Genomic DNA, 20,445 nt, shown 5'->3' on the forward strand with positions numbered 1-20,445 from the left:
TTGCGGCATCCCGCCGTCGGCCAGCCACCGGAAGGGAAAAGGAGCACCCACCATGAGCACCACGAAGGAAAAGAAGGGCGTCAGCAGGCGCTCCGTTCTCAAGGGCGCGGCGGCGACCGCCGGCGCCGCAATCGGATCTGGCGCGATTACCGGATTTCCGACTGTCTGGGCGCAGAACATCAAGGACGTGACGCTGCGCCAGTTCGGCACCGGTGTGTCGAACCTGAACGACGTAGCCCAGAAAGTGAAGGAAGATCTCGGCTTCACGCTCGAGATGACCGCGCTCGACTCTGACGCCGTCACACAGCGCGCCGCCACCCAGCCCGGCAGTTTCGATATCGCCGATATCGAGTACTGGATCTGCAAGAAGGTCTGGCCGACCGGCAACCTGCAGGCGATGGATACGTCGAAGATCAAGAACTACGACAAGATCGTCGGCATCTTCAAATCGGGCAAGCTGACGCCGGAATCGGTGATCGCCCAGGGTACCGCGCCGCATACGGTCGGCTTCGTCGACGGTCCGGACGGCAAGACCTTCGCCAAGGAAGAGACCGGCTGGATGACCCTCATCCCGACCATCTACAACGCCGATACGCTGGGTATCCGCCCGGACCTGATCGGCCGCCCGATCGAGAGCTGGACGGAACTGCTCAACCCAGAATTCAAGGGCAAGGCCTCGATCCTCGACATCTCGTCGATCGGCATCATGGATGCGGCGATGGTTTGTGAAGCCATGGGCGAGATCAAGTATGGCGACAAGGGCAACATGACCCGCGAAGAGATCGACAAGACCATGGCGATCTTCACCCAGGCCAAGAAAGACGGCCAGTTCCGCGCCTTCTGGAAGACCTTCGACGAGAGCGTCAACCTGATGGCGTCCGGCGAGGTCGTCATCCAGTCGATGTGGTCGCCGGCGATCACGGCAGTGAAGTCGCGTGGCATTCCGTGTGTCTACCAGCCGTTGAAAGAAGGCTACCGGTCGTGGGGCGGCGGCATCGGCCTGTCGAAGAACCTGTCCGGGCTCGAGCTCGAGGCCGCCTACGAATACATCAACTGGTATCTGTCGGGCTGGGTCGGCGGTTACCTGATGCGCCAGGGCTACTACTCGGCCGTTCCGGAAACCTCGAAGGAGTTCATGTCGGAAAACGAGTGGGGCTACTGGTTCGAGGGCAAGGAAGCCACCGGCGACATCACCAGCCCGACCGGCGACAAGCTGGCCAGCGCCGGCGACACCCGCGACGGCGGCTCGTTCTACGAGCGCATGGGCCACGTCGCCTGCTGGAACGCCGTCATGGACGAGAACCAGTACATGGTTCGCAAATGGAACGAGTTCATCGCGGCGTGATGCCGTGATGTGACAGCGGCGCCCCGGTTTCCCTTTTTTCCGGGGCGTCGTCACCGAACAACCGGGCGGACGATCCATGTCGAACCAGACACAAGCCATTCCCCTCGATACGACGGCCTCAACGCCGGGGCGGCGGCGCGCGACCTACGGCCTGTCCGACGCCGTGACCGGCTGGCTGCTTTCCCTGCCGCTGACGCTGGTTCTCCTGTTCTTCCTCGTCCTGCCGATCGTGATGATCGTCATCGTCAGTTTCTGGGGCGCGACCGAATTCTCGATCTATCCGGCCTTCCAGTTCGACAACTACGAATTCCTGCTGACCTCGCCTGTGACCTATTCGGTGTTCCTGAACACCATCAAATATGCGGTTATCACCTGGGCTATCACCCTCGTGCTGGGCTTCACCATCGCCTATTTCCTGGCCTTCCACGTCCGCACGCTGACGTGGCAGATCGTGCTGTTCCTGCTCTGCACCATCCCGTTCTGGACATCGAATATCATCCGGATGATTTCCTGGATCCCGTTCCTCGGGCGCAACGGCATCGCCAACTCGACGCTGATGTCGATGGGCGTGATCGACGAACCGCTCGAATGGCTGCTGTTTTCCGACTTCTCGGTGATCCTCGCCTTCGTGCATCTCTACACGCTGTTCATGGTGGTCCCGATCTTCAACACCATGATGCGTATCGACAAATCGCTGATCGAGGCGGCCTATGACAACGGCGCGACGGGCCTCCAGACGCTGACCAATGTCATCATCCCGCTAACGAAACCCGGCATCATGATCGGCTCGATCTTCGTGGTGACCCTGGTGATGGGCGACTTCATCACCGTGCGGTTCATGTCCGGCAGCCAGAAGGCCAATGTCGGGCGGCTGATCTCGAACGATATCGCGCTGCTGCAATATCCGTCCGCGGCGGCGACGGCGGTGGTGCTTCTCGTCACCGTCCTGATCGTGATCGGCATCCTGCTTCGCTTCGTCGACATCAGGAAGGAGCTCTGACATGGAAAAACGCTCCCGTTCCTTCCATGTCCTCGCCGCGGTTTTCACTCTTTTTCTGGTCTTCCTTTACGGGCCCACAATCACCATCGCGATCCTGTCTTTCCAGGGGCCGCAGGGCGGACTGACCTTTCCGATGCGCGGCGTTTCGCTCAACTGGTTCCACGAACTCTTCCAGCAACAGGCCGTCGGCGATATCTGGGGCAGCTTCGCGCGTTCCCTCGTTCTCGGCCTGATGGTGATGGTAACGACCGTCGTGGTCTCGGTGATGGGCGGACTTGCTTTCCGCAAGCGCTTTCCCGGATCGGGCGTCATCTTCTACCTGATCATCACCTCGCTGGTGATCCCGTCGATCCTGGTGTCTCTCGGCGTCGGCCTGATCTTTTCGCAATCCGGCCTCGACGTGCACTGGTCGACCTCCGGTTTCGGGTCGCAACTGACATGGACCCTGCCCTTCGGGCTCCTGATCATGTTCGCGGTGTTCAACCGCTTCGACAAATCCTACGAGGAAGCGGCGCGCGACCAAGGCGCAACCGCGTGGCAGACGGTCCGCCATGTCGTCCTGCCGATCATCGCGCCGATGCTGATCGGTGTCGCCCTGTTCGGCTTCACGCTGTCCTATGACGAGTTCGCGCGCACGCTCCTGACCGCCGGCAGCTACAACACGCTGCCGCTCGAGATCTACGGCATGACGACGAATGTGACGACGCCCGTCATCTTCGCGCTCGGCACGCTGACCACCGGCTTTTCGCTGATCATCATCGCGGTCTTTCTCGTTGCCGTCCTGATGATGAACCGCCGGCGCGCCCGCCTCGGTTCGGATGCCGGCAAGGGCATGGTCTGATGCACATCCTCGTCATCAACCCGAACTCGACGGCCGCCATGACACGCTCGATCGAGGCGGCGGCCCTCGACGCCGCCCGCGCGAAGACCCGGATCACGGCCGTCAATCCGGACGATACGCCACCGGCAATCCAGGGGCCGGAGGACGGTGCGGCGGCCCTGCCCGGTCTGTTCGCCCTATTCGACCGCGAGGTCTTGGAGAAAGGCGGCTACGACGCCTGCGTTATCGCCTGTTTCGACGATACCGGGCTGATGCCCCTGAAGCGGCGGTCGCCGATCCCGGTCATCGGCATCGGCGAAGCGGCGTTTCTCGCGGCCATGCTGGTCGGCGACAGCTTTTCGGTCGTCACGACACTCGGCGTCTCGACGCCGGTCATCGAGGCCAATCTCGCGGCCTATGGCATCGCCGCGCGCTGCCGAAAGGTTCGCGCCTCGGAAGTCCCGGTGCTCGACCTCGAATCCGACAAGGACAGCGCCTGCGACACGATCGCCGCGGAGATCGCGCTGGCAATCGCGGAGGATGAGCCGAATGCGATCGTGCTCGGGTGCGCGGGCATGGCCGATCTCGCGATGACGCTGTCCGACCGGTTCCGGCTGCCCGTCATCGACGGCGTGGCGGCCGCGATCACGTTTGCGGAGGCGCTGCGCGCTTCCAATGCCGACCGGTGGGCGGGCTCGCGGCGCGGAGAGCGCGTCGCATGACAGCGACGCATGTGCATTTCGACTTTTCGGCGCTTGGCGAGCGCGACCGTTACAAACTCCTGATCGGCACGGTGATCCCCCGTCCGATCGCGTTGGTGACGACGCTTTCCGCCGATGGCCGGCGCAATGCCGGTCCGTTCAGCTTTTTCAACGTGCTGACGCACGATCCGGCGATCGTGGCGATCGGCGTCGAGAACCACGCCGACATGCGTTTCAAGGATACCGCGCGCAATATCCGCGAAACCGAAGAATTCACCGTTCACATTGCCGATCACGCAATGGTCGAGCAGATGGAGGTCTGCGCCATCAGGTTCGGCCCGGACGTGGACGAAATTGCAGAGGCCGGACTGACGACCGTGCCCGGCGAGATGGTGCGTAGCCCGCGTATCCTGGAAGCGCCGGCCGCGCTCGAATGCCGGCGCTTCATGACACTGGAGGTCGGCCGCGCCCGCGAAATCATCCTTGGCGAGGTGCTCGGCATCTTCGTGCGCGAAGACCTCGTCGACGACCGTCTGCATGTGGACCAGCACGGCATGGACGCGATCGGCCGTCTCGGCGGCTACAGCTATGCGCGCACCCGCGACCAGTTCGAGATCAAGACGCAGTCTGTCGAGGAATGGGAAAGCCGGAAGATCCGCTCCTGACACAAGTCCCGTCAGACCGGGAAACGGTTTTTCAGGATAATGGCCCAGGCGGTCCGGTTCAGTTCCTCGATCTTCCTGATCGAATGCCTGATCCGTTCGATCTCTTCATCATCCAGGTCCTGCGACTTGCCGAACTTGATGCCCTGTTTCGTCTCGGCAATCCGCATCAGGATCGTTTTCGCGTGCCCGCCTTCCTCGTCGAACGAGTAGAGGCTGTGATTGTAGTGGTTCTTGTGCTTCAGGATTTCCTTCATCTCGCCAGTCAGCGCGAGGATCTCGTCGCGTGCCGGTCCCGGCACCCGCTCCAGTTTTGCCAGGCGATCCACCAGGTCGAAACGGGCGCGCGTCGTGTTGAGCGTCAGGAAGATGATGATGGCGGTTTCCTTGTCGACGCCCGCTAGGCCGGCGATGATGTGGATCAGAAGCGTCTCGGTGTTTGCCCACGAGTAATTCATCCGCCCGAGAAGCAGCAACACATCGTCGAAACTCTTGAGGGTCATAGCGGTTTCCATCGCCCATTTTCCTAGTTCAGCGCCGGTCCAACCGCTTTCTTCGAGGCATAGTGGTCGAGAAAGATGCCGGCCGCCTCGGTGCGGTTGGTCGCGCCGAGTTTGGAGATGATGTTGTGCATGTGCAGCTTGACGGTGTGTTCCGACAGTCCAAGCTGCTCGGCGATGTTCTTGTTCTGAAAGCCCTGCGAGGCAAGTTCCATGACTTGCTCCTCGCGCCGCGTGAGCTTCCTGAGGCGGCTGCCACCGCCCCTGTTGCCTGCCGGTTTGCGCGGCGCCGGCCTCGCGGCCGAGGTGTCGTTTTCGAGCCGCTTCACGAATGCTTCCATCACTTCCGGCGGGCAGTAATTACCGCCATTCAGCATCAGGCGGATGGCCGAAAGCCAGATATCGAGCCGAAGATTCATCGGAAGGCAGGACCGGACGACTCCACCGCCAAAGAACTCGTTCAAGCACTGATCCGACGGCTCGATCTGGTTGAAGGAGATGCAGATAATCGGGTTAGGAACTATCTGGCCAAAGACGTCTGCCTCGCCGAGCAAAGCGGCGCAAAGCGAGTCGTCGACGACAATCAGCCGCACCTCGCCCTGCGAGCCGGTATACCATCGTCTGGCTTCGTCGATATCCGCGAAACGGCGAAATCCGAAATCAGGGAATTCGTAGGTCAGGTTACGGGTCAAACAATCGGAAAAGGCCTGCGTAGGGCCGATATAGATAATGGTCGGCCGGTCCGGTACCGTGCTCTCTTTCCGCGTTTTCGTTTCGTCTTTCGGAATTTGGTCAAAAGCCGGTCGCATTCTAGTCTCCCTCTACTAGATGCCCCGAAACGACCCGGACTCATTCTTATGCGAGCATATTTCAGCCCTTTTACGTTCCCAGCCGTCGCATCGGGTTTTATCACTAACCCGATCGTTCGCATATACATCGAACGATCAGTCCCGCCCCCAAAAGGCGTTCATTTTCAGTAATCCAATATGGCAATCCGAAGTTTTCCACAGACGGGACTAAATACTCTTCCCCCGCGACCGACGGCATACAGTTCGACACAGATAGATTTATCTAGTCCGGCCAGCGACAAAACAATCAGTTTGACGTAGGGGAACCGACACCGCGCATGTCTTGTTGCCGGATCGCCGGCACAATGCCTTGAAAACACAAAGCTTATCGAACGGCCGGCATATCGGCCCCGGCAAGCCGCAAGTACTAGACCCAATTCACGACTTCATTTCCGGCGCCCCCCCGGACACGATGTGATTCAGGCCGCAACCGCGCGGCGATCACATGCAAACGGGTGCAGGGAATGTCTTGGTCTAAGCGACCGGGCAAACGGGTTCCTTTTGCGTGTCGACGTGTCGACAGCGGCGAAACGCCAGGGAAAGGAGGACACCCCGAAAATCTCACATTTCGACTGTGGGCGGTTCGATCGCGCAAGCGGCCGGGCGCCAAAACCGGACGCGAATGTCCAAGTTAAAACCAGGAAGCTGAATGCCGCTTGTTAGAAGAATGGCGGCGAGGTTTTCCCTGAAATATTTGTGAGGAAAAACCATGTCTAGAAGAAATCACAACCAGGCCCAGCTCGAAGCTCAGGGCCAGGGACAACTCGAAGCTCAGGGTCAGGGGCAGCTTGAAGCCCAAGGCCAGGGTCAGGGCCAACTCCAGGCTTCGCTCCAGGGTCAAGGCCAGGGTCAAGAGCAATCGCAGAGCAGCGAAAGCGTGAACCTGAATGGCAATGGCAATGGCAACGGGAACCTGAATGGCAATGGCAACGGGAACCTGAATGGCAACGGAAACGGGAACCTGAATGGCAACGGAAACGGCAATCTGAACGGCAACGGCAACGGCAACCTGAACGGTAATGCCAATTTCAATGCCAACTGGAATTCGTCCGACTCGACGTCCAATAGCGATTCGACGTCCAGCAGCGCCAGCACCTCGGCAAGCGCAGCAGCCGCGACGGCCAACGTCAACGTCAACATGGAAGGCTATATTCCGACCGATGACGACTTCGCCGACATAGACCTGTCCGGCGGCGCGCATGTCGATCAACTGCTCGTCAATCGCGACGGCGAGATCAACTACAATCCCGGTGACGACGTCTCGATCGAGGATGTCCTCAACGATGCGCTCAACGGCGCCGGCAACGACAGCGGGATCGTTTTCAGTCAGAACAACCATCTGGTCGACAATGACACTCTGAGCAATCCGAGCGTTTCGAATAATGGCGGAACGTTCACCCAGAACGGTGACGCAACCGGCGGCAACGCGACAGCCGACGAAGGCATCAAGGCCGAAGGCGCAAGCGGCGGCGATGCCGATGCCAATGGCGGCAGCGGCGATTATGGCGGCTCCGCATCAGGCGGCTTTGCCGGCGCACTGGGCGGCATCGGCGGTTCGGCCTTTGGTGGCGGAGCAACCGGCGGCGCCGGTGCGGCTGGTGGAACCGGCACGGGTGTCGGCGTCGGCCTCGGCGGACTGGCGGCCGGTGTCGGCCTCGGCGGCGCCGGCGATAACGGCGGTGCAGGCGGTAGCGGCGGTAGCGGCGGTGCAGGCGGCCAGGCGAATGGCGGCACGGGTGGCACGGCGAACCCCGGAGACGGTGGCAGTAACAGCAATTCGGGCGATGGCGGAGCTGGCGGCTACGCCGATCCGGACGCGACCTCCACTGCAAACGCAGCTGTTCCCCCTGGCGGTCCCGGCTTCGCTGCAGCCGCTTCGGGCGCGATTGCCGGTAAGGCAAACGCCGGCGATGGCGGCGATGGCGGCAATGGCGGTGACTCCGGCGATGGCGGAAATGCGACCGGCGGACTCGGCGGTGGCGGCACCGCCGGCCTTGGCGGCCTTGGCGGCCTCGGTGGCGCAGGCGGCTCCGCAGATGGCGGCAATGGCGACGGCTGGGCCAGCGCGAATGACGGCACCGGCACGGGCACCGGCAGAGCCGACGGCGGCGCCGGCGGTGACGGCGGCGGCGCCTTCGGTGGTGTCGCATGGGCCGGCGACGGCCTTGGCGGCATGGCAAGCGTTGGCGCGGCGAATGGCGGCGACGGCGGCGACGGCGGCAACGGCGGCACGGCAACGGCCGGCGCCGGCGGTGACGCCGGCATGTGGGGATCGCACAATACGGCGGACACCTACATCAACGGTCTGTCTGAAGCATCCGCCGACGCGATCCTGGATACCACCGCGTTCAACCAGAGCATCGTGATGGGCGCCAACATCCTCGGCAACACGGTCGACATGACCGTCGTCGGCGGTGACTTCCACGATTCGATCATCGGCGGTGACGATTCTTCGTCATAATCGACTGCGGGACCGGGAAACCGGTCCCCTCCCATACCGGACCGCGCGGGCAAGCCGCGCGGTCCCAATAACGATAATACCAGGTGCCGTGCAGCGGGACGTAACGACACCGAAACGAGGACATGAACGTGTCACTTGATCCGATTACCGAAGCCATCGCGCACTTCATCGGCTTTTTCGAACTGGCAGTGGAGGAAGCACGCGGACGGCTCGACTATGACGAGTTTCGCGCTCTCAAGGCGAAGCAGATGGACGGTGCCGAAATCATCGCCGTCGGCAATTTCGTCAACACGCCTTATCAGCTTCTGGATGTCCAACCGGACCTCCATTACCAGCCCTTCGACCAATCCGTTGTCCCGCTCTGGGCGCGCAGCCACGTAGACGGCCATTATCTTCCGCCTGCCACTGCCGGCGCCGATACGCCACACCCGAATACGCTGCCGGGACTTGGCGGTTTCCTGCTTTCGCTCGGCACGCGTTTCGAATTCACGGTGACACCGCCCGGTTCGATCGCCGTCGTCGCACAGCAGGTCAATCATGTATACGACAACGACTACCTGAACATGACCGACGCCAAGGTCGATACGATGTCCAGCGACTATCTGGACGCCGGACTCGGCGTGCTGGCGGCCGAAGCATCGGATATCGATCCCATCGGTGCCTTGACGCAGCCGGATTCGGAGATCGCCATTGCCGACCTGGTCGAGGAAGTGGCGCGGATCGTCCGAAGCGACCAGGAAGAAGGGCCGTCCGAGGCGCAAATCCATGTCGCGGCGGGCGCCGACGCCGACGGCATTCATTCCAACGGCGTTCGCGTGGACGAGGCCCCTCTCCTTTCCGACTACCTGCCGGAAAACGAGGAACCGGAGGAACCTCAGCCGGTATCCGTTGTCCACGGCGAAGGCCACATCGAGATGCATGGCGACGTGACGCTCGATGCGGGCTCCAACCTGCTCGTCAACGAGGCGTTCATCGGCAGCAACTGGATCGTCGCACCCGTCTTCGCTGTCGCGGGCGATACGGTCCACGTCAATATCGTCAGCCAGGTCAATGTCTGGTCCGACGCCGATACAATCGGAAGCGAATTTTCCGGTTGGCTGGCGCCGGACGCCGCGGCGACCCGGGCGTTCAACATCGCATCCGTCACGCTTGATCCGGCGCCGCCGGCCGATGCGGACGCCGAGCCGGCGCTCTCCGGGCTGCCGGAGCAATGGCATGTGACGCGGCTCGACGGAAATCTCGTGCTGTTGAACTGGATCGAGCAACTCAGCTTCATGACGGATCACGACACGGCGATCCTGACGCATGCGGGCTCGCAGTCGCTGCTACAGACCGGCGGAAATACGACAATCAATTCCTTTTCACTGGGCGAGTTCGGCAACTACTACGATCTCGTCGTCGTCGGCGGCAGCTACCATTACGCCAATGTCATAGAACAGAAGAACATCCTGCTGGACGACGACTTCGTTTGGTCGCAGGGTGACTTCGCCACTTCCGGCCACGCGAGCCTGTCGACAAGCGACAACCTGCTCTGGAACCAGGCCAATATCCATGCCGCGGGCCAGATGCAGTTCGAGTCGATGCCCGACCACTATCTCGAGGCAATGCAAAGCCTCGCGAGCGGCAGCGACGACCTGAATGCGGGAGTTCTCGGCGACGCGGCGTTTGCCGGTTTCGACTCCCTCAGCGTTCTCTATATCTCCGGCAGCATTCTGAGCCTGAAATACATCTCGCAGACCAACATTCTCGGCGACAGCGACCAGATCGCCATGTTCGGCGAGGAACAGGACGGCGTTCCGACGGACTGGACGATCAGCACCGGCTCGAACGACCTTCTCAATATCGCGTCCATCGCCGAGGGGGGCGTCGACTCGACCGTCTATACGGGTGGCGAGATATATTCCGACGCCCTGCTCTACCAGGCCGAATTGATCTCCAACGACCCGTTCGGCGAAATCGGGGCTCCGTCGGATTTGGCAAGCGAGGCGGTCTTGTTTCTTGCCGACGACATGCTCGACCCCGATTGCGACCACGACAACGCCGACGCCGGCACGCATGCGCCTGACACGGTGCATGTGGATGTCATGCAAACCATGCTTGCCTGAGGGGTGCGGGAATGAACGACATCCGTAACTTCCTGAACCGCTCATACGCCCCCTTGAGGGCCGACGAAAAGCCCGTCGCCGATCCGGATGCGCCGCGCGGCGACGCGCTGGACGACCTTATCCGCGAGCTCGACGCGTTGACCGCCGGATTGCAGCGCGAAGCAGGCCGGAGGGCATCGGCCACGGAGGTGGAGGAGGCGAATCCGGCCCCGGACAGCCCCATCTCCGAGCCAGAGGAAAGCGACGGCGAACAGGAGCCTATCGCGGAGATCGTCGATCCGGATCCGATTTCGGAAATTTCCGACCCCGAGCCGGCTGTCGAAACACCCGAACAAAAAATGTACCCGGAGCCTGGCGAGCAGAAACCCGCCGCGGATCCTGCCGGCTGGTCCCCGCGTCAAAACAACGGCGTGCCGCGACAGGAATTCGTACAAGTTCCGAGCACGGGACGGCTCGATCAGGCCACACCTCAACCGGCGGACATGCGCGCCGCGGATGCTCCTGAGCCCGAGGAAATGCGCGCTGCGGATACGCCGCAGCCGGAGGAAATGCGTGTCGCCGAACCGCCGACAAGCGCACCGATCAGCGCGCGCACGATAGACGCCGACAAGGGGCCCGTGAAAACGCGCGAAGCGGAAGCCGGAGCCGGTGGCCCGGCCGACGGCGGGCGTTCGGGATCCGGCAGTGGCGGTGGTGGCGGCCACTTCCACAAGCGGCTCGGCCCGGTCGATTTTTCGCGCAGCCTGAAGGCAGGAGTGAAGGCGGTCCGCTACAACCTGACCGTGGTCATGTTCTTCACACTCGCGACGAACATCCTCGTCCTGGCGATCCCGCTTTATCTCTTCCAGATCTCCGACCGTGTCTTCACCAGCCGCTCGACCGACACGCTCATCATGCTGACCGTCGTTATCGTCGGCGCGGTGATCCTCCAGGTCATCTTCGACGCGATCAGGCGCTTCATATTGATGCGCACCGCCGTCGAGGTGGCTGCGCAGCTGGGCTCTCCGATTCTCAGCGCGGCGGCACGCGCCGCATTGCACAGCAACGGACGCGAATACCAGATACTCGGCGATCTGCAGCAATTGCGGTCATTCCTCGTCTCGGCGACGCTGCTTTCCTTTCTCGACGGACCGTTCACGCCCATTTTCATCGCCGCCATCTTCCTTATCCACACGGATCTGGGGCTGATCGTCGTCACCACCGCGTTGGCGCTTCTGATCATCGCTTTGTTCAACCAGCGGGCGACATCGGCTCCGTTCGCCGAAGCGACCCAATACCAGAGCAAGGCGAACCTGCATCTCGATTCCATGTCGCGCAATTCGCAGATCATCAACGCGCTCGCAATGATACCGGAAGCCGTCAGCATATGGGGCCGCGACACGGCGTCCTCGTTGCGTGCGCAGGTTCACGCACAGGACCGCAACATCATTTCCGCGTCGATCTCGCGCGGCGTTCGCCTGTTGACGCAGATCGCCTTGCTGGGCTGGGGGGCCAATCTCGCGCTTCACGGAGAGATCACCGGCGGCATGGTGATTGCAGGGTCGATCGTCGCCGGCCGGGCGCTCGCGCCGATCGAGGGCGTCATCGAAGGCTGGAACCAGTTCCTGCTGTCGCGCTCGGCCTATGGCCGCATCGCCCAGTTGTTGACCGCGTCGCCGCTGAATTTCGAACGCCTGCGCTTGCCTAAACCGGAGGGCCGCCTCGATGTCGAACGGCTTCTTTACGTCCCGCAGGGCACGAAACGCGTCGTGCTCAACAGCATCAGTTTCGCGCTGCAGCCCGGCGACTCGCTTGCCATCATCGGGGATTCCGGCGCCGGCAAGACGACGCTCGGCAAGATGCTGGTCGGATCGGTCCTGCCGACTTCGGGCAGCGTACGCCTCGACCTGATGGATTTGCGCAACTGGGACCAGCGGCAGTTCGGCGAGAATATCGGATACCTGCCGCAGGACGTCCAGCTTTTCCCCGGCACGATCAAGGGCAACATCGCCCGGATGCGCGAGGATGCGACAGACGCGCAGATATTCGAGGCTGCGGCGCTGGCCGACGTGCACGAAATGATTTCCTCGCTGCCGCAGGGATACGAAACCATCGTCGCGGCCGACGGCTCGCCACTTTCCGGCGGCCAGAAACAGCGCATCGCCCTGGCGCGGGCATTCTTCGGCAATCCGCGCATGGTCGTGCTTGACGAACCGAACTCCAATCTCGACGCCAATGGCGACCAGGCGCTGGCACGCGCCCTCGCCCATGCGAAGGCGAACAGGATAACCGTTATCGCGATCACGCAAAAACCGTCGCTGTTGCGGCATGTCGACAAGATCCTGCTTCTGACCAACGGGACGGTGTCGATGTTCGGCCGCCGCCAGGACGTGCTTCAGGCGCTCTCCAACATGCAGAATGGCGGGCAGATTGGCCCCAATGGCCGGCAGGGCTAGGCGGATGGTCCGCACAGGAGCAGGGCAATGAACAGTCTCGCAACCATCGAACACCTGGAATGGTATTCCGACGTTCCGCGCTCGATCCGCAGACACACGATCATCGGGCTCATTCTCGCCACTGCGACCTTCGGCGGGTTCGGCGCATGGGCGTTTACCGCACCGCTTGCCGCCGCGGTCGTGGCGCAAGGCAGTTTCGTCGCCACCGGCCAGAACAAGATCATCCAGCACCTGGAAGGCGGGATCATCAAGGAGATACTCGTCAGCGAGGGTGATCACGTCGACAGCGGGACTCCGATCATCCGGCTGGACGAATCGTCAGCGCAGGCGAACGAGCGTCAGCTCATTCTGCGTCTCGCCCGGCTCGAAGCCATCAATGCGCGCCTGCTCGCCGAATATAACGGCACGGAGACCGTCGATTATCCGCCCTATCTGGCCGATCAGCGCAGCGATCCGGAAATAGCCGCCATCCTCGACAGCCAGTTGCTCAGTTTCGAGTCGTCTCGGCGCAAGCTGGAAAGTGACCTTCAACTGCTGCGTTCGAACATGGAGTCACTGGAATTCCGCGCGGAGGGCTACGAGACCCAGCGGCTGGCCATGGTGCGTCAGTCGGATCTTCTCAAGGAGGAGCTGGCCGGAAAGCTGCAATTGCTGGAGGACGGCTTCATACGCAAAACCGAGACAAATGCCATCCGGCGGGCCATTGCGGATGCGGAAGGCCAGATCGGACGGCTCGCTTCGGAGGTCTCGGAGACCAAAGCCCAGATCAAGAAGCACCGCGAACAACTCCTGCAGACCGAGGCGAGCTACCGGCAAGCCGCCGTCGATGAACTGCAGTCCATCGATGCGGAACTTGACGGCGTTCGCGAACAGTCGCGCAATGCGCAGAATGTGTTGAAGCGGGTCACCATCAACGCCCCGGTATCGGGGACCGTCGTGCGCATGCATTACCATACGCCGGGCGGCGTGATCGAAAGCGGCAAGAGCATTGCCGAGATCCTGCCGACCGACGTGCCGCTGATCATCGAGACGCAGATACCGCGCACCGATATCGACAGCGTGCGGGTTGGCCAGGCGGCCACCATCCGGCTGACCGCGCTGAACAGGCGCACGACACCGGTGCTCAACGGCAAGGTCTTCTACGTTTCCGCGGACTCGCTACGCGACGCCAACCCGATGCAGCAGCGCGAGGTCTATATCGCCCGTGTGAGCCTTTCCGCGAATGAGATCCAGCGGGTGCCCGGCTTCAGCCCCACGCCGGGCATGCCGGCGGAAATCATGATCCAGACGGCAAAACGAACCTTCTTCGAATATCTGTCGAAGCCGATCGTCGACAGCATGCAGCGTGCCTTCAGGGAGCGGTAGGACTAACCCAGATCAGCGTCCGGGTCTTGGCGGAGACGTCGCGCTCCGGGAGACGGGCAAATGGCTGGATGGCGACCCCGGCAGGATTCGAACCTGCGACCATCGGCTTAGAAGGCCGGTGCTCTATCCAGCTGAGCTACGGGGCCGGACCTGAACTTCATGTCGCCGGGCGGCGGCGCGGTCAAGCGTAACGTCAAATCCGCGATCAGTGGGTCCAGGGCGTCTTGCGGTCGTATTTGAAATTGTCGGAATAGGAGACGGCCCGGCGCTTCGGCTGATTCGGTTCGTCGAGGTGATAGGCGATACCGTGTTTTTCGGCATAGGCGACGGCCTCGTCGCGGGTCGCGAATTTCAGCCGCACCTGCGCCAGCGGATCGCTTGACGACGTATATCCCATCAACGGCTCGACGGTGCGCGCAGAGGCGCGGTCGAATTCGAGAACCCAGATGCCGGTCTTTGCCTTCCCAGACTGCATGGCGGTCTTGGAGGGGCTGTAAATGCGGGCTGACACGGGCGCATTCTCCTTTGACATCATTGTAACGCGTGGTCACCGAATTGGTCGGAGCGGCAGGATTCGAACCTGCGACCCTCTGGTCCCAAACCAGATGCGCTACCAGGCTGCGCTACGCTCCGAACTCCGACGGCGACAATCGCGGAAGCCGTCGCATACAACGGCTTACCCGCAACGGCAACCATCTCTATTTGACGTTCGCCGAAATAATCGGATGAACGAAGCGGTCGCCGGGCGCGATCCCGAGACTGTCGGTCAGCCCGGCATTGATTTCGAGAACGTATCGAACCGGCTCAGCAGACGGCACCGCGGCCGTCGAAAACGGTGTCGTGTGCTTCGCGATGGAACTGACCACGCCGTCCTCGCGCACGAAAAGCATGTCGAGCGGGCGCGGCGTGTTCTGCATCCAGAAGGCAACTTCGCGGGTTTTCTCGAAGACGAACAGCATCGCGCGATTGTCAGGGAACTCCGCCCGGAACATCAAACCGCGCGACCGTTCGTCATTGTCGTCGGCGATTTCGATATCAAATTTCGCGATTTCCTTGCGGTCGCGCATGATCGTCAGCGGCGTCGCGTCGACCGGCAGAAGCATCGGTGCTTCCTGCGCGATCGCGCCGCGCGACGGAGCGATGACGGATACGGCGCCCGCGAAAAGCGCGAAAAGGACGAGTGCAAGTCTTGCCATGGCTTCCGGTCCGTTCAACCGGCTCGACGTTCTAATGTGATGACGGCAATTGTGTGCCGAGGTCGGGATAAATTTCGGCTGCCATGAGGCCCTTGTCGCCGTTCCCGAAACGCACGAGGACGACCTGCCCGGCGCGCAGCTCGGTCAATCCGAAGCGCCGCAACGTCTCCATATGGACGAAGATGTCCTCGGTCCCCTCACCGCGCGTCACGAAGCCGAAGCCCTTCGTGCGGTTGAACCATTTGACGATCACCCGCTCCAGACCGCTGGTCGGCGTGACGTGGACATGGGTCTTCTGTTCGGATTCTCCGGGATGGACGGCCGTTGTATTGTCCATCGAGATCACGTGAAAGGCCTGCAGGCCGCGGTCACCCTGGCGCGCCTGGCAGACGATCCGTGCACCCTCGAGCGCCGTCTGGTAGCCATCGCGGCGCAGGCACGTCACGTGAAGCATGACATCGCCGAGACCTTCCTCATCGGGAACGACAAATCCGAAGCCCTTCGCGACGTCGAACCACTTGATCGCACCCGAGACTTCGATCACCTCCGAATTTTCGGATTGTGAAAGGAGGCGTCCCAAATCGCCTGATGATGAGCCCTTTTCCCCCATGGCAACGCTTTTCTCGATCAACCCACACCTGATTCTCTTCCCCGAGGATAGCATTGCGACATCTAAACACCACAAGCCCGATCTTTTGTTTTGCACATGTCCTTCGAAAAGCTTGCAAGCCTGGCGCAAGCCTCGTGGGTGATTGCGCCTTGCTTTGCCTGCGCGGCGCACTAGAAAACGGACAAACAAGGGAGAAACCACATGCGTTATCTGCACACTATGGTCCGCGTACGCGACATCGATGAATCGCTCGACTTCTATTGCACCAAGCTGGGCCTCGAGGAAGTGCGCCGGATGGACAGCGAAGCGGGCCGCTACACGCTGATCTTTCTTGCCGCTCCCGAAGACGTCGACACGGCGAAGGCCGGTGGCGCGCCGATGGTGGAACTGACCTACAACTGGGATCCCGAGGACTATCAGGGCGGGCGCAACTTCGGGCACCTCGCCTATGCGGTCGACGACATCTACGAGACCTGCGATCGCCTCGCCAAGGGCGGCGTCACGATCAACCGGCCGCCGCGCGACGGACACATGGCTTTCGTGCGCTCACCCGACGGCATCTCGATCGAGATCCTGCAGAAGGGCGAGGCCCTGCCGAAAAGCGAACCGTGGGCTTCCATGCCGAATACCGGGGCCTGGTGAACCGGGCCTACCGGCGCCGGGACCTTGATTTGGCCCTATTTCTCACATAGCGCGAAGATGGCTATTATTGTCCGGCTTCCGCATAAGTCTTTGTTTACCACGGCAATGGCTTATGACGGTTGAGCCGAGGGGTTCGGGGACACAAGGCAAGTCATTGACAGTTCGAACGGGGACATTCCTTAAACGCGCGCCTGCTCGCGGCCTTGCGATGATCGTCGCGGCGACCGGTCTTTCCGGTTGCATGGCCTCGGCGCTCGACGTGCAGTCCACCTTCGCGCCCGAACCGTCGGTCGGGCTATCGCTGGCTGGAGACGATGCCCTGCCGCAGCCCCGTCCCGCCGAAGACCTCGCATCCGCTGACGGGTCCGTGCAGGCGCCTGCCGGTTCCGCGTCCGAGAGCCCGGTCATGGCGCTCGAGGGCGCCGAGCCCACCAAGGGAGCCGCCGCTATCGCTGTCGACGCCGCAGCCACCGGCACGGCCATGTCGGACGAGCAGGCGACGACCGTCGCCTTGGCGCAGCCGGACATGCAATCCGCAACGACCGACGGCACGGGTTCACGCCCTGTCGACGCCGCAACGGCCCGCATCAATAGCGCGACGGGCACGCAGCCACGCGCCATCACCCCGCCGCGCCCGCCGATCGGCGCCATGGGAAAACGGTCAGGTGGCCTGCTTTCGCTCTTTTCCAACAACCGTTCGAGCAGCACGCGCAAGGCGTTGATCCCGCCCGCGCCCGTCGCCGGGGAACCGGCGACCGCCGAATTGTGGAGCGCGCCGAAGAACCCGCCCCCGTCCGCGCCTCCCGCAGTTACCGTCGCCAGCGCATCCGCTGCCGCCGTGCCCGGATTGCCCGGCGTCGACCGGGAGCGGGCACTCGGTCTCAATACGACTGAGACGGCGGCGCCGGCGGACGAACTCGAAGAACGGCCGGTACAACTTGCGTCGGCCGCCGGTCTCGCCCGGCTCGCGCCGAACGGATTGATCAAGCAGCACGACGGCGTCGATGTCGCCTGTCTCAAACCGGCTCTGGTGCGCGTTCTCAAACAGGTCGAACACCACTACGGACGCAATGTCGTGATCACGTCGGGATACCGGAGCCCGTCGCGCAACAAGAAGGCGCGCGGCGCGGAAAACTCGCTGCACATGTATTGTTCGGCCGCCGACATCCAGATCGAGGGCGTAACGAAATGGGAGCTTGCTTCCTATCTACGCTCGATGTCCGGGCGCGGCGGCGTCGGCACCTACTGCTACACGCAATCGGTCCATATCGACATCGGCCCGCAGCGCGACTGGAACTGGCGCTGCCGTCGCCGCAAATAGCATCAAGCTGCTGATTTAAAAGCAATAAGAAGAGAATCGATCGCCAAGGTCAGGCGGTTTTTTCATTGCGCCAGGAGTGCACACAACACGATCGGGGTTTCCCCTGAAAAAACACGAAATCAGCCCGTAAACGGGCTTGCGGACCCGACAGATTCTTTTTATAGACGCCAGACCTTACACGCGCCCTTCGTCTATCGGTTAGGACGCCAGATTTTCATTCTGGAAAGAGGGGTTCGACTCCCCTAGGGCGTGCCACAGGTTCCTTCTTCACGAAAAATCGGTTTGTCAGCTGAATTCGCGCGGGCGAAGTCTGCTTCTTCCGCTGTTCGTCGCGGGCTTTTGCGATCAGCGATAACCGGTATGGAGCCCAACCGGCAGCCAATAGCGATGGGCCTCAAGCGGTATCCTGCGCGCTAAAACGTCCGTTCGAGCAGGCCGTGGGTGACGACCTCTTTTTCAATCGCGAAGTTTGCACGCAGCGTCCTGCGGCTGAGGAAAATCACCGCGGTCGCGCAGATGAAAAGGAGCCACAGGATCGGCGCCATTCGGACATCGTAGGAACTGCCGAACCACCAGTTGTCGTTGTTCAACTCGATGATATGGGTCCTGAACCGGACGACTTCCGTGAAGAGCAGGCCGAAATGGATGCCGACATTGCAGAGGAACGAGGCGGTGGAAAGGTAGGTAACAGACAGAAGCACCGCGAGCAGGAACAGGCCGACAAACAGCTGCCAGTTGTTGCCGGAGAACCAGTAGAGCGGCTCGTCCAGTCGATGCGAAATGACGAAAATGAACGAGGAGAACAGGACCGCGCCGACCGTCACCAGAGCCGTCGTGTTCCAGCGCAGATAGCGCATGAGAAACGTTCGGAAGACGATCTCTTCCGTGAGAGCCACGACCAGTGCGGTCAGCAGCGTCACCACCGTGTCTTCGAAGACCTTGTAGTTGAACGCCGCGATAGCTTCCTGTGAAATCGTCGCCTTTCCGAACAGCCATAAAATCGCGTAGGCCGACACGGACAGGAAAAGCGTTACGCCGCCGAAAATGGCGAATCCGCGAAGCGCCGGCCGCCAGTTCCGGAGATAGAAATACAGGAAACCGAATGGCCGTTCCTTTGCGACGAAGCGGCTGAAGACGGCGACCATCGCGATAACGACCAGCAGTGCCGATACCTGGCCAACACCATTGCCGTCCGTGATCGACAAACCGCTCCCCGTCACCAAGAAGATCGCTTCGAGCAAAAACAGGGGTACGGGCAGGAAGATGAAGAAGAGGATTATCTTGAGGTAACGCAACGGAGTTGTCCCATTGTAGTGGCGTCTCGCGGTGATCCCGTCAGTCCCTGACCCGGGATTCACCAGCGGCATCGCGACGGCGGCTTACGTCTTTTCTTATGGCGCGCCTTGTTGCCAGAGCTTTGCGGCCCTGTCGATATGCTAATCACAGATATGCCTGCGCTTCCCCAGATGCGGCTCCCCGGCGTTTCAGTGCATGCGTAACATCCAGTTGATCATGTCGCGCCAGTCCGTCATGCGGATCGGCGTCCCGTGGCCGCCGGTCTCGAAGCGGACCATGCGCACGGGATAGCCCGGTGTCTGTTGAACGGCATGGTAGAAGGATTCCGCCGCGGCGACCGGGATGACCGAATCGGCGCTGCCATGCGCGATAAAGAGCGGAACCCGGTAACGCCAGGCGGCCGAACCGATATAGCTGTCGCTGCCGAAGGAGCCGAGCAAGGCGATGCCCGCCATCCGCGTGGCCACAGAATCATCCTGTGCGAGCGCGTGGCAAACGGCACCGCCAGCGGACCCGCAGGCCAGGACGAGGCGCGCATTCGGCAGCCGGCGCAACACCGCGAGGATCAGTTCCCGGATCCGCTGCACCGCGTCGTCGCCGAGGTCGCCGCCGTCGGGCGCGATATAGACGCCGGAATTGCGCAGCATCAGGTTCTTGATGCGGTTGAAATTGCCGCCGAAGGTGTAGTCGTTGGCGCCCTGTTTGCGGTCCCCGCCCCTTCCGTGCACATAGACGGTGACCAGCCTGGCGCCCTTCGAGATACCGGCGGCTATGAACCGGATTTCGCCGGCGTCGGTCTGGAGCGTCTGATCCGCCTGGCGACGGCGCGGAATAGGATCGACATAGGCCCGGTTCACCCGGCGTTCCGGCACCTTGTCGCGGCGATTGATGTCGCGCAGTTCGTTGTAATCGACGACGATATAGGCGCCTCCGTCCCGGCTTTCGAGAATGCCGGGATAGGCAAACAGGCGATCCTTGAAGGGCTTGAGCTCGAAGGCCTGTGCGGCACCGGCGAAAAGAACCGGCAGCAGCAGCATACAAAAGACTGAAAACAGCGTCAGGCGGCGCCGTTCACGTCCGCTGCGTTCTGGAATCAATGGACGGGAACTGGACATGGCGCGCACACTATTCCGGTTCC

The 20,445-nt window shown here is 61.9% G+C and carries 18 protein-coding genes and 3 tRNA genes; 12 read left to right on the forward strand and 9 right to left on the reverse strand.

Annotated elements, in window-relative coordinates; all coding sequences use genetic code 11:
• Window positions 1-52: 52 nt before the first annotated feature.
• From IG169_RS21600 to IG169_RS21620, 5 genes are all read left to right on the forward strand, one after another.
• Complete coding sequence (locus IG169_RS21600) at window positions 53-1,345, forward strand: ABC transporter substrate-binding protein (protein WP_193178332.1); 1,293 nt, start codon at window positions 53-55, stop codon at window positions 1,343-1,345.
• A gap of 76 nt (window positions 1,346-1,421) precedes the next feature.
• Window positions 1,422-2,345, forward strand: a complete 924-nt coding sequence (locus tag IG169_RS21605; RefSeq protein WP_210326135.1) for an ABC transporter permease — start codon at window positions 1,422-1,424, stop codon at window positions 2,343-2,345.
• 1 nt (window position 2,346) lies between these two features.
• On the forward strand, window positions 2,347-3,186 hold the full coding sequence (locus tag IG169_RS21610; protein ID WP_193178333.1) for an ABC transporter permease: 840 nt from the start codon (window positions 2,347-2,349) through the stop codon (window positions 3,184-3,186).
• A complete protein-coding gene (locus IG169_RS21615) occupies window positions 3,186-3,887 on the forward strand; it encodes an aspartate/glutamate racemase family protein (protein ID WP_193178334.1) in 702 nt (233 codons plus the stop codon). The genes IG169_RS21610 and IG169_RS21615 overlap by 1 nt, the downstream gene beginning before the upstream one ends.
• Entirely contained in the window at window positions 3,884-4,531 is a 648-nt protein-coding gene (locus tag IG169_RS21620; RefSeq protein WP_193178335.1) for a flavin reductase family protein, read from the forward strand. The genes IG169_RS21615 and IG169_RS21620 overlap by 4 nt, the downstream gene beginning before the upstream one ends.
• An 11-nt stretch (window positions 4,532-4,542) precedes the next feature.
• Here IG169_RS21620 and IG169_RS21625 read toward each other — a convergent pair whose 3' ends face one another.
• Both IG169_RS21625 and IG169_RS21630 read right to left on the reverse strand, forming a co-directional pair.
• The gene (locus tag IG169_RS21625; RefSeq protein ID WP_193178336.1) at window positions 4,543-5,043 is read right to left on the reverse strand and encodes a hypothetical protein; all 501 of its coding nucleotides are present in this window, start codon (window positions 5,041-5,043) and stop codon (window positions 4,543-4,545) included.
• Between the two features lie 11 nt (window positions 5,044-5,054).
• Window positions 5,055-5,837, reverse strand: coding sequence for a response regulator transcription factor (locus tag IG169_RS21630; protein ID WP_193178337.1), 783 nt, complete (start codon window positions 5,835-5,837; stop codon window positions 5,055-5,057).
• A 748-nt stretch (window positions 5,838-6,585) separates the two neighbouring features.
• Between IG169_RS21630 and IG169_RS21635 the strand changes: the two genes are divergently transcribed.
• From IG169_RS21635 to IG169_RS21650, 4 genes are all read left to right on the forward strand, one after another.
• Window positions 6,586-8,337 carry a hypothetical protein gene (locus IG169_RS21635; RefSeq protein ID WP_193178338.1) on the forward strand — a complete coding sequence of 584 codons (1,752 nt, stop codon included), beginning with the start codon at window positions 6,586-6,588 and terminating at the stop codon, window positions 8,335-8,337.
• Window positions 8,338-8,459: 122 nt separating this feature from the next.
• On the forward strand, window positions 8,460-10,442 hold the full coding sequence (locus IG169_RS21640; protein ID WP_193178339.1) for a type I secretion protein: 1,983 nt from the start codon (window positions 8,460-8,462) through the stop codon (window positions 10,440-10,442).
• An 11-nt stretch (window positions 10,443-10,453) separates the two neighbouring features.
• Window positions 10,454-12,877, forward strand: a complete 2,424-nt coding sequence (locus tag IG169_RS21645; RefSeq protein WP_193178340.1) for a type I secretion system permease/ATPase — start codon at window positions 10,454-10,456, stop codon at window positions 12,875-12,877.
• A 27-nt stretch (window positions 12,878-12,904) separates the two neighbouring features.
• Window positions 12,905-14,242, forward strand: a complete 1,338-nt coding sequence (locus IG169_RS21650; protein WP_193178341.1) for an HlyD family type I secretion periplasmic adaptor subunit — start codon at window positions 12,905-12,907, stop codon at window positions 14,240-14,242.
• Window positions 14,243-14,311: 69 nt separating this feature from the next.
• Here the strand turns inward: IG169_RS21650 and IG169_RS21655 are convergent.
• From IG169_RS21655 to IG169_RS21675, 5 genes are all read right to left on the reverse strand, one after another.
• Window positions 14,312-14,388 (reverse strand) — tRNA-Arg (locus tag IG169_RS21655).
• 59 nt (window positions 14,389-14,447) lie between these two features.
• Window positions 14,448-14,753, reverse strand: a complete 306-nt coding sequence (locus IG169_RS21660; RefSeq protein WP_193178342.1) for an NADH dehydrogenase ubiquinone Fe-S protein 4 — start codon at window positions 14,751-14,753, stop codon at window positions 14,448-14,450.
• A 45-nt stretch (window positions 14,754-14,798) separates the two neighbouring features.
• Window positions 14,799-14,875, reverse strand: a tRNA-Pro gene (locus IG169_RS21665).
• A 65-nt stretch (window positions 14,876-14,940) separates the two neighbouring features.
• Window positions 14,941-15,438 carry a DUF192 domain-containing protein gene (locus IG169_RS21670; RefSeq protein WP_193178343.1) on the reverse strand — a complete coding sequence of 166 codons (498 nt, stop codon included), beginning with the start codon at window positions 15,436-15,438 and terminating at the stop codon, window positions 14,941-14,943.
• A gap of 31 nt (window positions 15,439-15,469) precedes the next feature.
• The gene (locus IG169_RS21675; protein WP_193178344.1) at window positions 15,470-16,048 is read right to left on the reverse strand and encodes a cold-shock protein; all 579 of its coding nucleotides are present in this window, start codon (window positions 16,046-16,048) and stop codon (window positions 15,470-15,472) included.
• 201 nt (window positions 16,049-16,249) lie between these two features.
• On the opposite strand from IG169_RS21675, the gene IG169_RS21680 reads away from it, so the two are divergent.
• The 3 genes from IG169_RS21680 (at window position 16,250) to IG169_RS21690 (ending at window position 18,266) form a co-directional block, all read left to right on the forward strand.
• The gene (locus tag IG169_RS21680; RefSeq protein ID WP_193178345.1) at window positions 16,250-16,690 is read left to right on the forward strand and encodes a VOC family protein; all 441 of its coding nucleotides are present in this window, start codon (window positions 16,250-16,252) and stop codon (window positions 16,688-16,690) included.
• 154 nt (window positions 16,691-16,844) lie between these two features.
• Window positions 16,845-18,011 (forward strand): YcbK family protein, encoded by a 1,167-nt coding sequence (locus IG169_RS21685; RefSeq protein WP_246717494.1) that lies wholly within the window; start codon window positions 16,845-16,847, stop codon window positions 18,009-18,011.
• A gap of 180 nt (window positions 18,012-18,191) precedes the next feature.
• Window positions 18,192-18,266 (forward strand) — tRNA-Glu (locus IG169_RS21690).
• A 158-nt stretch (window positions 18,267-18,424) separates the two neighbouring features.
• On the opposite strand, the gene IG169_RS21695 is transcribed toward IG169_RS21690, so the two are convergent.
• Together IG169_RS21695 and IG169_RS21700 are read right to left on the reverse strand one after the other, a co-directional pair.
• Window positions 18,425-19,306 carry a CPBP family intramembrane glutamic endopeptidase gene (locus IG169_RS21695; protein ID WP_193178346.1) on the reverse strand — a complete coding sequence of 294 codons (882 nt, stop codon included), beginning with the start codon at window positions 19,304-19,306 and terminating at the stop codon, window positions 18,425-18,427.
• Window positions 19,307-19,495: 189 nt separating this feature from the next.
• On the reverse strand, window positions 19,496-20,422 hold the full coding sequence (locus IG169_RS21700; protein ID WP_246717495.1) for an alpha/beta hydrolase family protein: 927 nt from the start codon (window positions 20,420-20,422) through the stop codon (window positions 19,496-19,498).
• Window positions 20,423-20,445 lie beyond the last annotated feature (23 nt).

Origin of the sequence: Oricola nitratireducens (assembly GCF_014904745.1) — a bacterium.
GTDB classification, from domain to species: Bacteria; Pseudomonadota; Alphaproteobacteria; order Rhizobiales; family Rhizobiaceae; genus Oricola; species Oricola nitratireducens.

Coding starts and splice junctions, on each gene's coding strand:
- IG169_RS21650 (WP_193178341.1), top strand. CDS start 12,905: ATGAACAGTCTCGCAACCATCGAACACCTGGAATGGTATTCCGACGTT.
- IG169_RS21670 (WP_193178343.1), bottom strand. CDS start 15,438: ATGGCAAGACTTGCACTCGTCCTTTTCGCGCTTTTCGCGGGCGCCGTA.
- IG169_RS21700 (WP_246717495.1), bottom strand. CDS start 20,422: ATGTCCAGTTCCCGTCCATTGATTCCAGAACGCAGCGGACGTGAACGG.
- IG169_RS21680 (WP_193178345.1), top strand. CDS start 16,250: ATGCGTTATCTGCACACTATGGTCCGCGTACGCGACATCGATGAATCG.
- IG169_RS21675 (WP_193178344.1), bottom strand. CDS start 16,048: ATGGGGGAAAAGGGCTCATCATCAGGCGATTTGGGACGCCTCCTTTCA.
- IG169_RS21605 (WP_210326135.1), top strand. CDS start 1,422: ATGTCGAACCAGACACAAGCCATTCCCCTCGATACGACGGCCTCAACG.
- IG169_RS21645 (WP_193178340.1), top strand. CDS start 10,454: ATGAACGACATCCGTAACTTCCTGAACCGCTCATACGCCCCCTTGAGG.
- IG169_RS21640 (WP_193178339.1), top strand. CDS start 8,460: ATGAACGTGTCACTTGATCCGATTACCGAAGCCATCGCGCACTTCATC.
- IG169_RS21625 (WP_193178336.1), bottom strand. CDS start 5,043: ATGGAAACCGCTATGACCCTCAAGAGTTTCGACGATGTGTTGCTGCTT.
- IG169_RS21620 (WP_193178335.1), top strand. CDS start 3,884: ATGACAGCGACGCATGTGCATTTCGACTTTTCGGCGCTTGGCGAGCGC.
- IG169_RS21630 (WP_193178337.1), bottom strand. CDS start 5,837: ATGCGACCGGCTTTTGACCAAATTCCGAAAGACGAAACGAAAACGCGG.
- IG169_RS21600 (WP_193178332.1), top strand. CDS start 53: ATGAGCACCACGAAGGAAAAGAAGGGCGTCAGCAGGCGCTCCGTTCTC.
- IG169_RS21615 (WP_193178334.1), top strand. CDS start 3,186: ATGCACATCCTCGTCATCAACCCGAACTCGACGGCCGCCATGACACGC.
- IG169_RS21635 (WP_193178338.1), top strand. CDS start 6,586: ATGTCTAGAAGAAATCACAACCAGGCCCAGCTCGAAGCTCAGGGCCAG.
- IG169_RS21610 (WP_193178333.1), top strand. CDS start 2,347: ATGGAAAAACGCTCCCGTTCCTTCCATGTCCTCGCCGCGGTTTTCACT.